Origin of the sequence: Bartonella sp. PS7NMGDW (assembly GCF_042193585.1) — a bacterium.
GTDB classification, from domain to species: domain Bacteria; phylum Pseudomonadota; class Alphaproteobacteria; order Rhizobiales; family Rhizobiaceae; genus Bartonella; species Bartonella grahamii.
Genome location: NZ_JBHILX010000006.1, coordinates 123,950 through 137,241 on the forward strand (window position 1 = coordinate 123,950; position 13,292 = coordinate 137,241).

Annotated in this window: 11 protein-coding genes and 1 pseudogene; 7 read left to right on the forward strand and 5 right to left on the reverse strand. The window is 38.1% G+C overall.

The features are described 5' to 3' along the window. The first annotated feature begins 43 nt into the window (after nt 1-43). From ACFIKJ_RS04990 to ACFIKJ_RS05000, 3 genes are all read left to right on the forward strand, one after another. On the forward strand, nt 44-610 hold the full coding sequence (locus ACFIKJ_RS04990; RefSeq protein ID WP_375626573.1) for a DUF2497 domain-containing protein: 567 nt from the start codon (nt 44-46) through the stop codon (nt 608-610). Between the two features lie 137 nt (nt 611-747). Next, nucleotides 748-3,471 carry a valine--tRNA ligase gene (locus ACFIKJ_RS04995; protein ID WP_375626592.1) on the forward strand — a complete coding sequence of 908 codons (2,724 nt, stop codon included), beginning with the start codon at nt 748-750 and terminating at the stop codon, nt 3,469-3,471. A 1,142-nt stretch (nt 3,472-4,613) separates the two neighbouring features. After that, on the forward strand, nt 4,614-5,405 hold the full coding sequence (locus tag ACFIKJ_RS05000) for a tetratricopeptide repeat protein (RefSeq protein ID WP_375627143.1): 792 nt from the start codon (nt 4,614-4,616) through the stop codon (nt 5,403-5,405). A 102-nt stretch (nt 5,406-5,507) separates the two neighbouring features. Here the strand turns inward: ACFIKJ_RS05000 and ACFIKJ_RS05005 are convergent, their stop codons facing one another. From ACFIKJ_RS05005 to xth, 5 genes are all read right to left on the reverse strand, one after another. Beyond that, a complete protein-coding gene (locus ACFIKJ_RS05005) occupies nt 5,508-6,254 on the reverse strand; it encodes an amino acid ABC transporter ATP-binding protein (RefSeq protein WP_375626577.1) in 747 nt (248 codons plus the stop codon). Nucleotides 6,255-6,265: 11 nt separating this feature from the next. Further along, nucleotides 6,266-6,982: an amino acid ABC transporter permease gene (locus ACFIKJ_RS05010; protein WP_273788550.1), complete on the reverse strand. Its 717-nt coding sequence runs from the start codon at nt 6,980-6,982 to the stop codon at nt 6,266-6,268. Nucleotides 6,983-6,984: 2 nt separating this feature from the next. Continuing rightward, entirely contained in the window at nt 6,985-7,737 is a 753-nt protein-coding gene (locus ACFIKJ_RS05015) for an amino acid ABC transporter permease (protein WP_375670317.1), read from the reverse strand. A gap of 141 nt (nt 7,738-7,878) precedes the next feature. After that, nucleotides 7,879-8,784 carry a transporter substrate-binding domain-containing protein gene (locus ACFIKJ_RS05020; RefSeq protein ID WP_375670318.1) on the reverse strand — a complete coding sequence of 302 codons (906 nt, stop codon included), beginning with the start codon at nt 8,782-8,784 and terminating at the stop codon, nt 7,879-7,881. A gap of 122 nt (nt 8,785-8,906) precedes the next feature. After that, nucleotides 8,907-9,689 (reverse strand): exodeoxyribonuclease III, encoded by a 783-nt coding sequence (gene xth, locus ACFIKJ_RS05025; RefSeq protein ID WP_375670319.1) that lies wholly within the window; start codon nt 9,687-9,689, stop codon nt 8,907-8,909. A 495-nt stretch (nt 9,690-10,184) separates the two neighbouring features. On the opposite strand from xth, the gene rpsL reads away from it, so the two are divergent. The 4 genes and pseudogenes from rpsL to ACFIKJ_RS05045 form a co-directional block, all read left to right on the forward strand. Then, a complete protein-coding gene (gene rpsL, locus ACFIKJ_RS05030; RefSeq protein WP_005773262.1) occupies nt 10,185-10,556 on the forward strand; it encodes a 30S ribosomal protein S12 in 372 nt (123 codons plus the stop codon). Between the two features lie 18 nt (nt 10,557-10,574). After that, complete coding sequence (gene rpsG / locus ACFIKJ_RS05035) at nt 10,575-11,045, forward strand: 30S ribosomal protein S7 (RefSeq protein ID WP_015856589.1); 471 nt, start codon at nt 10,575-10,577, stop codon at nt 11,043-11,045. Nucleotides 11,046-11,069: 24 nt separating this feature from the next. Beyond that, nucleotides 11,070-13,154: an elongation factor G gene (gene fusA, locus ACFIKJ_RS05040; protein WP_375626585.1), complete on the forward strand. Its 2,085-nt coding sequence runs from the start codon at nt 11,070-11,072 to the stop codon at nt 13,152-13,154. Nucleotides 13,155-13,216: 62 nt separating this feature from the next. Further along, nucleotides 13,217-13,292 (forward strand): annotated as a pseudogene (locus tag ACFIKJ_RS05045) (elongation factor Tu); the annotation flags it as partial.

Here is a 13,292-nt window from a genome sequence, read left to right on the forward strand (position 1 = left end):
GTATGATTCTATTTGTTGTTGCGTCTTTGAGAGGTTGTAAAGTATGGTACAGAGTTCAAGCGTGTTACGTGAGCCAAGTATGGATGAAATTTTAACATCTATTCGTGAAATAATCGAAGAAAATGCGGTTCAATCTGATCACTTTTTAAATGAAGATGTTGCAGTGAATGCTTCGGAAGGTCGTTCAGAAGCTGCATCAGGAGGTATTTATGATACAACCTTATCGGTTGATGATGCTATGAAAGCTTTAGCTGATCGTATTGGTCTTTCTTCTGAAAATCAAGGGGGGAAGATAACGCAAGAGAAAGAGGATATAGAGGCAGAGAATAATACAGTTGGTATGGATATGCAAAAGATGAAGCTTTCTTCTGAAGAACGGAATTCTGTTTATAAAGCAAAAGAATATGAAGATGAGATAAGGAAATCACAGTCAGAAGCTAGAGGGGATGGTCATGTGGAATTGTCTGCATATTGTATTTCTTCTGCAGAAAAGATTGCAAAGGATGTGTTGCGTCCGGCTATAGCAGAATGGTTACAGTCTAAATTGCCTATTTTGCTGGAAGATATTTTGCGTGAAGAGATTGTGAAAGCGATTAAAAAATCATCTTAATTATTTTTATGTTTTTCATTTTATGAGAATTTTGTTTGCGATTTTGCGAGCTCTCTAGTGAATGGCTGAAAATCACGGGTTTTTGATCGGGATTTGATCATGTATTGTGTTTTTCAGCGGCGTTATGGATGGATAGAATGTTAGAAAAAAACTATGATGCTGCCTCTATAGAGCAACGGGTTGCAAAGAGATGGGAGACTCGTGGGGCCTTTAAAGTGGGAGCTGGTTCTAAAAGCGGTGCAGAACCTTTTTGCGTTATGCTTCCACCTCCTAATGTTACGGGTTCACTTCATATGGGGCACGCGCTCAATACGACAATTCAAGATATAATAGTTAGATTTCAGCGGATGCGTGGCAGAAACGTCTTGTGGCAGCCTGGTATGGATCATGCTGGGATTGCTACACAAATGGTTGTAGAGCGTCAACTTGCAGAACGCCAAGAGCCAACGCGTCAAGAAATGGGGAGAGAAAAGTTTATTGAGCGTATTTGGGAGTGGCGTTATGAAACTGGAGGCGTTATTTCAAACCAGTTGCGTCGCCTTGGGGTTTCATGTGATTGGTCGCGTGAGCGGTTTACAATGGATGAGGGGTTGTCGCAGGCAGTTCGTGAAGTCTTTGTCACGCTTTATAAGCAAGGGTTGATATATAGGGATAAGCGCCTCGTCAATTGGGATCCTAAATTGTTGACAGCTATTTCAGATCTTGAAGTTGAGCAAAAAGAAGTTCAAGGACATTTGTGGCACTTTAGATATCCACTTGAGGGTAAAATTTTTGATCCAAATGATGCGACAACTTTTATAACAGTGGCGACAACACGACCAGAAACAATGCTTGGTGATACAGGAATTGCTGTTAATCCTGAAGATGAGCGTTATAAAAATCTTATCGGTAAAAATGCTCTTTTGCCACTTGTTGGTCGTAGGTTATTAATTGTTGGTGATACGCATGCTGATCCTGAAGCTGGAAGTGGTGCTGTAAAAATCACACCAGCTCATGACTTTAATGACTTTGAAGTAGGACAGCGTAATCATTTACGCTTGATCAATATTTTTACCCAAAAAGCCGAGATTTTTCTCCGTGAAAATGAAGCCTTTTTTGATGGTTTGATTTTGTCAGATGAATTAAAAATGTTAGTAGAAAATCTCGATAAATCTGATCGTTTTGTTGCGCGCCAGAAGATTGTTTCTTTGATGGAAGAACAGGGATATTTAGCCTCTGTTGATGATCATACCCATATGGTTCCTCATGGAGATCGCAGTGGTGTTCTTATTGAGCCGTTTTTGACAGATCAATGGTATGTTCATGCTGCTGAATTAGCAAAGCCAGCGATAGAGGCTGTTCAACAAGGCAAAACGCGGTTCGTTCCTGATAGCTGGAAAAAGACTTACTTCAATTGGATGGAAAATATTCAACCTTGGTGCATTTCTCGCCAATTGTGGTGGGGACATCAGATTCCTGCTTGGTATGGTCCTGATGGGACGGTTTTTGTTGAAAAAAGTGAAAAAGAGGCTTTAGATTCAGCTTATGCTCATTATGGTGAGGTTGTTGAATTAATCCGTGATCCGGATGTTTTAGATACTTGGTTTTCATCAGCTCTCTGGCCTTTTTCAACATTAGGATGGCCAAATAAAACGACTGAATTATCTACTTTTTACCCAACATCTTTGTCTGTGACAGGATTTGATATTATTTTTTTCTGGGTTGCTCGTATGATGATGATGGGACTTCACTTTATGGGTGACGTTCCTTTTCCAACGGTCTATGTGCACGCTCTTGTTCGGGATCAAAAGGGTGCGAAGATGTCAAAATCAAAGGGAAATATTATTGATCCCTTAGAGCTTATTGATCAATATAGTGCTGATGCACTTCGGTTTACTTTAGCTATTATGGCAGCACAAGGTCGTGATGTAAAACTTGACGCTTCTCGTATTGCTGGTTATCGTAATTTTGCTACGAAATTGTGGAATGCTACCCGATTTGCACAGATGAATGGTGTGAAGCATGATCCAACTTTTAAGCCAGAACAAGCAAAATTGGCGCTTAATCGTTGGATTTTAACAGAGTTATCTAAAACGATTTCAGCAGTGACGACTGGTATTGAACACTATAAATTTAATGAGTCTGCTGCCACACTTTACCGTTTCGTTTGGAATACATTATGTGATTGGTATTTGGAGCTTCTCAAACCTATTTTTCAGGGGGAAAATGAAGATGCTAAAAATGAGGTTCAAGCTTGTACTGCTTGGGTTTTAGATGAAGTTTATAAACTTCTTCATCCTTTTATGCCTCATATGACGGAAGAGTTGTGGTCTCTTACAGAAACGCAAGCCATCAAGCGTGAGGATATGCTCGCATTGACAAAATGGCCAGAGGAAACATTGATAGATGAAGAAGCTGCTGATGATATTAATTGGCTTATTGATGTCGTTACAGGGATTCGGTCTGTACGTTTTGAAATGAATATTCCAGTGGCAACACAAGCACCTCTTGTTGTTGTTGAAGGAGGGGAAGTAACGCGAGAGCGTGTGAAGCGTTATGATGCACTTCTTAAAAAATTAGCGCGTATTGAAGTTATTGATTTCTCTGATAAAGTTCCGGAAGTGTCGGCACAAATGATTTTGGGAGAGGCTGTTTTTTGTTTACCATTAGGACAGTTGATCGATTTGGAGGCTGAACGTGTTCGTTTGAGGAAAGATGTCAGTAAAATTGAACAAGATATTGAGAAAATATCGCTTAAGTTAAACAACCCCAAATTTATAGCAAATGCGAAAGCAGAAATTGTTGAGCGTGAACGGAACAGGGTTGTAGAACTGCGTGCAGCGCAGAAGAAGATATTTGTTGCTTTAGAGCGGTTGGATTGATTTCAACTTTTTACTTTTTTGTGGATGATTTCATACCATTAGGTTTGGTATAGATCTTCTTTAAAGAGACTTTTTCTTTTGTTAGTTTTTCATGAACGATCATAAAATCTCTACTGAAATCCATAGTTTTCTGTTTATCATTAAAAAAACATCTTTTAAGGTACCCAAGCCTATCTCATGACGGAGATCATGAATAGTATAACGGTAAATCTATTGAGCTCCCCTTCTTTACGCTTGTAAAGTAACAAGCGCTGTGGCGCTATCCCGCCCCAATCCGGACAAGGACTTGGCACTTAAGACCGTTCATGAGAGGCATTGTTAGTTCTTTCTTACACAGAGTTTTTATCCACATAGCTCTCTCTGCTTGTAATGTGCAAGCGGATGGTTTTGATTGATTCAACATGGAACAGGTTTTGAATAAGAGAATCTTACGATATTCGAGGGACTCATTCAATATGCAAAAAAGTAAATTATCATTATAAATCAGTACGTTGTTTTATTACTGTAAAACATCATCATTTAGAGTAGCAATATAAGGCATGTAAAATTACACATGTGGTATTTTTGTTGTATGTAATGGTGAGTATTCTGAGGTAGGGCTTGTGTATAAAGTATGAAGTAATTCCATGTGAAATGATGTTAGGTGGAATCTGTTAAGCAAAAAGCTGTATTGTTTATAGATTGACGGTGGCAAAAAACTTCATCTTTAAGGTGGTAAGGCAGTTGTGAAGTTATAAGTTAACGATCATCATTATATTTATCTATCTTTCGTATTGTTTTTTATACTTAAATGCTTACCATTCATCATGTATTCTCTTCGTTCTCAAGTTGCTGTTTAATGCACGTTATTTTATTGAGCGATTTTTACTTATACGTATAAAATTTTAAAATCAATAAATCCTAGAATGTTAAAGGAGGTGTTACAAAATATAGGATAATGATTTATATTTAAAAATCAATTTGTTATATATAAAAATGGATACTTAATTTTATCGAACATTTTGGATGGTTTTTATTTATTGATCTTTTCTTTTAAAATTTTTATTTTGAAATCGCGTGTGCTTTTTACTAAGAAAAAGGGTTTAAATATCTACAAAGAAATTTGTAACAGATATAATCATTAAAATTGAGATAGGGGGGAAATGGTTAATAGGTTTCAGATATGGAAAAAAGCCACTATTGTTGTGATTTTAGGGGGATTTTTTTCGACTGTTTATGCAATAGATGTCAATAGCTTGCAAGAAGCGAATGATGGTGCGTTTTATTTTTTTAAACGTGGTATGTCTGCTTATAAAGATGGGCATATAAATCAGGCTATTGCAGCATTACGTCGTGCGGCTAAGAGAGGCCATATTGGTGCGAATTGGAAACTAGGCTCTATCTATGCAAATGGTGATGGTGTCCCTAAAAATGATTATAAGGCATATTATTTTTTTGCATATATTGTTGAAAAAGGCACTGATCTTGGTTCAGAGGATGAAAGTTATGTTTCTGATGCATTGGTTAAACTTGCGGGATATATAAAAAAAGGTATTCCTCAATCACCTGTGAAACCTGATCCTTCTTATGCTGCTCATCTTTATATGCAGGCTGCGGTGAACTATGGAAATTCTAAAGCTCAGTATCATTTAGGAAAAATATTTTTAAAGGGAGAGGGAAGGGAGAAGAATCTTATACAAGCAGCACGATGGTTTCAACTTTCAGCAAAAAAAGGAAATCCTTCCGCCCAAGCAATGCTTGGAAATATGCTGCTTCAAGAAGGAAAAATTGTCCGTGGGGCAGCATTGTTAACTGCTGCCTATGAAAAAGCTAATGTAAAAGACAGAAATTGGATTCGCCCTTTGCAAGAACAGGCTTTTGCTCTTTGTAATGAATTTGAGAGACGTACAGCAATTTCACTGGTTGCTGATATTTTAAAAAATAACAGTTTTTAAACATCTGATTGTAATATTTTTACATTCTCTCATCCGTTATTAAACTCTACTGTCTTGTGTCTAAGTTTACAGTAGAGATAGCTTTTTGTGATAATATAACGGCTAATGACTTAAGATTTTAGACAAAAATTCTTGCGTTCTTGGTGTTCTCGCTTGTGGATCAGAAAAGAACTCTTTAGATGAACAGTCTTCAAGAATTGTTCCTTGATCTATGAAAATAACACGCTCCGAGACTTTTTGTGCAAATCCCATTTCATGGGTTACACAAATCATCGTCATACCTTCTTCTGCTAAGCTAATCATGACATCGAGCACTTCACCTACCATTTCAGGATCTAGAGCAGATGTTGGTTCATCAAAAAGCATGACAAGTGGATCCATAGTTAAGGCACGTGCAATAGCAACACGTTGTTGTTGCCCTCCAGAAAGTTGACCAGGATATTTATCTTTGTGTTCAATCAGCCCAACGCGTTCAAGATACAACAATCCACGTTCAAGTGCTTCTTTTTTGCTTCGTTTTAGGACTTTGATTTGCGCAATTGTCAAATTTTCTGTGACAGATAAATGGGGGAAAAGCTCGAAGTGTTGAAATACCATTCCCACCTGACTTCGCAATTTAGGCAGATTCGTTTTTTTTGAATGAACTGGTACTCCGTTAATCCAAATTTCACCTTTTTGAAAAGGAACGAGAGCGTTAATAGTTTTAATGAGTGTTGACTTTCCTGATCCTGATGGACCACAAACGACAACGACCTCTCCTTTATTAATGTTGGTTGTACAGTTTTTAAGGACGTTAATTTCGCCATACCAATTAGAAACATTTTTTATTTCGATCATATGAGTAGACATTTTTTTTCCTATTAGCGAATAATGGATACTTTTTTTTGTAAATACAAAACTATTTGTGACAGTGTAAAACAGATAACAAAATAGAAAACAGCTGCTAAGATATAAGCTTCTTGCTTTACACCAAAATTATTAGCAGCAATATCAAAACCATTTAAAAGACTGTTGCCACTGATTGCATAAACAAGGGTTGTATCCTGAAAAAGGATAATAACTTGTGTTAAAAAAACTGGTAGCATGTCCCTAAAGGCTTGAGGAAGAATGACAATGTACATACTTTGCCAATATGTCATTCCGAGAGCTTGTCCCGCATATTTTTGTCCTTGCGAAACTGAGTTTATGCCAGCACGCATAATTTCTGCAAAATAAGCCGTTTCAAATGCGGTAAAGGTAATGAGTGCTGATTTATTTGCACCGATGGATGTACCGGTTAAAAAAGGCAAAAGCACGAAAAACCATAAGATAACCATCACAAGTGGTATTGAACGCATAGCTGTTATGTAAACGATTGCAAACCAAGAAAGAAGTTTTATGGAAGAAAGGCGCATCATTGCTAAAAGGGTGCCGAAAACAAACCCCAATACCGTTGCAAAAAGAGTTAGAAAAACGCTAAAGAGCAAACCTGATAAAATGTAAGAACGAAATACATCAAAGGTAAAAAAGGAAAAATCAAAGTCGGAAAAATTGAAAGGAAAATAAAGTCCAAACTGAGAGCTTATGAAATTCATCATTTTCAATTTCCCTTTGTTTGAAAATTAGGAATTTTGAGTATTTGTTCAATGACGGTCATCACAATGAATACGAATAAGGCTATTAGAATATAAAGAATCGTAACAAGCAAATAGTTTTCGTAAACATGGCTTACCTCTTCAATTGCTTGGTATTGAAATTGCATGAGCTCGTTTATTGAAACGGCGAATGCTATAGATGAATTTTTTACAATGCCCATTGCTTCTGAAGTAAGAGGCGGCATAATTGTACGTATAGCACGTGGTAGTATTATATAGCGATAACTTTGATAAGTTGTAAATCCCATTGCCATAGCAGCATAACGTTGTCCAGAAGGAATCGCTTCAATGCCTGAACGAACCTGTTCTGCAATGCGTGCAGATGTAAAGAATCCCAATGCGCATGTTATTAAGAGAATGGGGGAAAATTTCATCGCTGGTGGATAAATCTTAGGAACAACAAAATACCACAAAAATACTTGTACAAGAAGGGGAATATTACGCATAATCTCTACCCAAATAGTACCGATAATGCGAAATATATAATTGATTATAGATGTTTTTGGTAAAGTGCGCATTGTTCCTATAATAACACCACACAATACAGCTAATATAAGTGAAGTGATAGACAATATAACTGTATTTTTTAAGCCATCGAGGAGTGTATCTAAATAGGTATGACTTACGCCGGGAGTTCCCAAGCATCCTGTTACCAGTGTTTGGGTAAGGTCATCTCTACAAAGGAAAGAAAAGTCCATTAATTGATATTCCCTCAAATTAGTCATTCACAAATAAGACAATAAACTAAGCGCATCTACATAGGGCAAATTTATAAAAAAGTGAATTAAAATATAAACCACACTCAATTTTTAAAGAGTGTGGTTCTTTTTTATTAAATTTTATAAATCTTTTTCTGTGTAGCTTTCTCGAGGCTTATTATTTGGGTGATCCCAAGCATATCTTGTTTGTTTTGACAAGGGAAGGTTCATAACAGTGTTAGCGGGTGGGATCGGTTTCATAAACCACTTATTATAAAGCTTTTCAAGTGATTCATCTTTAATTTGACGTACGATACTATCGTTGATTGTTTGTTCAAATTTTTTGTCATTTAATCTGAGCATACAGGCGATAGGTTCGACTGAAAGTACAGTATTAAGAATGACATAATCAGATGGATTCTTTGATTTAGCAATATGTCCAGCAAGAATTGAAGCATCCATAACAAAAGCATCTGCCTTACCAGATTCTAATAATAAAAAACTATCTCCGTGATCTTTCCCCTTTAAAACTTTAAACTGAATGTTTTTTGCACGTTTGTTTTTACGAATAAGTTGAACAGATGTTGTACCGGTGGTCGTTGCAACTGTTTTTCCATTTAAATCGTCAAGAGATTTAATGTTAGAGTTTTTCTTTACAGCAATCCGGACCTCTTCAATGTATGTCGTATAAGCAAATGCTGCTTCTTTACTGCGGGCAATATCATTTGTTGTTGAGCCGCACTCAAAATCATAGGTTTTATTTTTTAAGAGAGGAATTCTATTTTGAGAAGTGATGGGAAGATAATGAATTTTAATTGGTTTACCAATTTTTTTTGAGATATCATCAATGATACGTTCTGCCATTTCTGTATGAAAACCTACATATTTATTATTACCAAGGGCGTAGCCTAAACCAGATGATTCACGGACACCTAAAGTAATTTCCCCTGTTCGTTTTATTTTTTCAAGAGTACCATGTTCAGCATGCGCGATGCTTGTGAATCCAATGGCCGTTGCTGCAATAAACATTAATAATGATTTCTTCATTTATGGACTCCATTCATTTATCTTTACTTTAGCTGTTTAAGATATACTGTTTACATGGTGTAGCATAGTTATTATGTTTGAGTGGAATTTTTTTGGTGTTTCATAATGGGGGTTGGATTTTCTTAATTGATATTAAGGTGAATCCAAACGGGAACGTGGTCGGACGGTTTTTGATATCCCCTTACTTCTGTTTGACTATGAGCGCAAATAAGTTGATCAACAGCTTCTGGTGATAATAATAAATGATCAATGCGAATCCCATTATTCTTAGGCCAAGCACCCGCCTGAAAATCCCAAAAACTGAAGGAGGGAGTATCGGTGACATTCCGGATAGCATCGTAAAGACCTAAATTAAGAATACGTTGAAATACTTTTCTTGTTTCTTGAAGAAATAAGGCATCTTGACACCATTCTTGAGGTTTTTTTGCATCTAATGGAGCGGGGATGACATTATAATCACCTGCTAGAATAAGGGGTTCTTCATACGCAAGCAATGATTTTGCATGTGTATGTAATCTTTCCATCCATTCTATTTTATAGGAATATTTTTCACTCTCAATAGGATTCCCATTTGGTAAATAGAGAGATGCAACACGAACAACACCTTTGTTTGTTGAATAAACAGCTTCAATGTAACGTGTCTGCTCATCATTATCGTTGCCTGGTAATCGACGGATCACTTCATCCGGTGTTTTTTTAGAGAGAATCGCAACACCATTAAAACTTTTTTGTCCGTGTGTTTCTATGTGGTAACCTAAATTTTCAATTGCATCGCGTGGAAAATTTTCATCAATACTTTTAATTTCCTGTAAACAGACTATGTCCGGCTGGCTTTGCTGCAGCCATTGACATAATGTTTCATGTCGTGCTTTTATTCCAGCAATATTCCACGTTGCTATTTTCATGGCGCTCATCATTAGATATCAAGCATGTAATTCAATTTAATTTACTGCATTCATGTTTTATTACAGTCACATTGCTGCTTCTTTTATTTATAGGGATATTACTATGGTAAATTGATTTATCAAGAGTAGCGGTAAAAGCAAATTTAAAGTTTTAAAATTTAATTTATTTTCATTTTTAAAAACTTTCTGCTGTTTAGTTCTTGACGAATGTAAGTGTTCTCGCTATTAGAGATGGACATAACCGATGTGGATGTGATCAGGTGTTTTGGATATGAACCGGAAGATTATTCACAGGTGTTAAGAAGATTAAAAGCAAATGCTAGTGCAAAAGGCTATTGCCTTCTCTGCTTGTGGTCGGGTGAACTGTTATTTGCAGGTGTGCCCGATTTTGTGTGTAGACTTAGATATCTGTTCCAATTTTGTTGGAGTGGATAGAAATGAAATAGAAAAGCCCGATTGGGTGAGACGAATATAGATCGAAAAGAGGAAGGTTGCATGCCTACCGTAAACCAGTTGATTCGCAAACCGCGTGTAGCGCCAGTTAAACGTAATAAGGTTCCTGCTTTGCAGTCGAATCCGCAGAAGCGTGGTGTTTGTACGCGTGTTTATACAACAACACCGAAGAAACCTAATTCTGCTCTTCGTAAAGTTGCTAAGATTCGCTTGACGAATGGATTTGAGGTGATTGGTTATATTCCTGGAGAGGGACATAATCTTCAAGAGCACTCTGTTGTGATGATTCGCGGTGGTCGTGTGAAAGATTTGCCAGGAGTTCGTTATCACATTATTCGTGGTTTGCTTGATACGCAGGGTGTCAAGAATCGTAAACAGCGTCGTTCAAAGTATGGCGCAAAGCGTCCAAAATAATATTGAGAGACAAAGCTAATGTCCCGTCGTCATAGAGCAGAAAAGCGTGAAATTAATCCAGATCCTAAGTTTGGTGATTTGGTTATTATGAAATTTATGAATGCCATTATGTTTGATGGTAAAAAATCAGTTGCAGAGCGTATTGTTTATGGTGCGCTCGATTCTGTAGAAAAAAGAGTAAAAACAGATCCTGTGGCTCTATTTCATCGGGCCTTAGAGAATGTTGCTCCTCATATTGAGGTTCGCTCACGCCGTGTTGGTGGTGCTACTTATCAAGTTCCGATTGATGTTCGTCCTGATCGTCGTCAGGCTCTTGCTATTCGTTGGTTGATTGCTGCGGCACGTGGTCGGAATGAAACGACGATGATTGAGCGTTTATCTGGTGAATTGATGGATGCGGCTAATAATCGCGGTTCTGCCGTGAAAAAGCGTGAAGATGTTCATCGTATGGCTGAGGCTAATCGTGCTTTTTCTCACTATCGCTGGTAGAAGTTTTAAACTAAGGCAAATATAATGGCTCGCGAATATAAAATTGAAGATTATCGTAATTTTGGTATTATGGCGCATATTGATGCTGGTAAGACTACGATGACTGAACGTATTCTGTTCTATACCGGTAAGAATCATAAAATTGGTGAGACCCACGATGGTGCTTCTACGATGGATTGGATGGAGCAGGAGCAGGAGCGCGGTATTACGATTACGTCTGCTGCGACAACGACGTTTTGGGAAGGGCGTGATGGTCGGAAGCGTCGCTTTAATATTATTGATACGCCAGGGCACGTTGATTTTACGATTGAAGTTGAGCGCTCTTTGCGTGTTCTTGATGGTGCGATAGCCTTGTTGGATGCAAATGCTGGTGTGGAGCCTCAGACGGAAACTGTTTGGCGGCAGGCTGAGAAATATCGTGTGCCTCGTATGGTTTTTGTTAATAAAATGGACAAAATAGGAGCTGACTTCTATCGTAGTGTGGAGATGGTTGGTTCTCGGTTGGGTGCTAAAGCGCTTGTTTTGCAGTTGCCGATTGGTGCTGAAAATGACTTTGAAGGCGTTGTTGATCTTGTAGAAATGAAGGCTTTAAAGTGGGATGGTTCTATTGGTGCCTCGGCGGTGATAAGTGAAATTCCCTCTGATTTAAAGGAGAAAGCTGAAGAATATCGCGAGAAATTGATTGAGATGGCTGTAGAGGTTGATGAAGCTGCGACAGAGGCTTATTTGGAAGGTGTTATGCCAACCAATGAACAGCTTGTTTCTCTCGTTCGTAGGGGGACAGTAGAAGTTCAGTTTCATCCGGTTCTTTGTGGTACAGCTTTTAAAAACAAGGGAATTCAGCCGCTTTTGGATGCTGTTGTTTCTTATCTTCCTTCTCCAGTTGATGTTCCGGCAATTAGTGGTATTGATGTGAAGACTGAGACTGAGACGACACGCGAATCTTCAGATGATGCTCCACTATCTATGCTTGCTTTTAAAATTATGAATGATCCTTTTGTTGGTTCGTTGACGTTCTGTCGTATTTACTCAGGTAAAGTTCAGAAAGGTATTTCTCTTGAGAATACTGTGAAAAAGAAGAAAGAGCGTTTGGGGCGTATGCTTCAAATGCATTCAAATTCTCGTGAGGATATTGAAGAAGCATTTGCTGGTGATATTGTTGCTCTCGCAGGACTTAAGGAGACGACAACAGGTGATACTCTTTGTGATCCTTTGAAGCCTGTTATTTTGGAGCGGATGGAATTTCCAGAGCCCGTTATTGAGATTGCAATTGAACCGAAAACAAAAGCAGATCAAGAAAAAATGGGTATTGCTCTTAATCGTCTGGCAGCCGAAGATCCTTCATTTCGTGTTAAATCGGATGAGGAATCTGGTCAGACTATTATAGCTGGAATGGGTGAGCTTCATCTTGATATTATTGTTGACCGTATGCGCCGTGAATTTAAGGTTGAAGCAAATGTTGGGCAGCCTCAAGTTGCTTATCGTGAGTCAATTACTAAAATGGCGGAAATTGATTATACGCATAAGAAACAATCGGGTGGTGCTGGTCAATTTGCTCGTGTAAAAATTATTTTTGAGCCTCATGATGGTGATGACTTTATTTTTGAGTCAAAGATTGTTGGTGGTGCTGTTCCTAAAGAATATATTCCTGGTGTCCAAAAAGGGATTGAAAGTGTTATGGGGTCAGGTCCTCTTGCGGGCTTTCCTATGCTTGGTGTAAAAGCGACACTCATTGATGGTGGCTATCACGATGTTGATTCCTCGGTTTTGGCTTTTGAAATTGCTGCTCGTGCAGCTTTTCGTGATGGAGCAAAGAAGGCTGGTGCGCAGCTTCTTGAACCGATCATGAAGGTGGAAGTTGTTACACCAGATGATTATGTTGGTGATGTTATTGGTGATCTCAATTCTCGTCGAGGACAGATTTCGGGAACTGAAGCGCGCGGTATTGCAACGGTTGTGAATGCAATGGTTCCTTTGGCAAATATGTTTGGTTATGTGAATACCCTTCGCTCTATGAGTCAGGGGCGTGCACAGTATACAATGCAGTTTGATCATTACGAGCCTGTACCTTCGGCTGTTGCTTTGGAGATTCAAAAGAAATACGCGTAATTTCAGGTTGGTAATTAATTTTTAACTTAGTCCTTGGCTTGGACGGAAAATGGAGAGCTCAGATGGCGAAGAGCAAGTTTGAACGAACAAAACCGCATGTTAATATTGGTACGATTGGTCACGTTGATCATGGGAAGA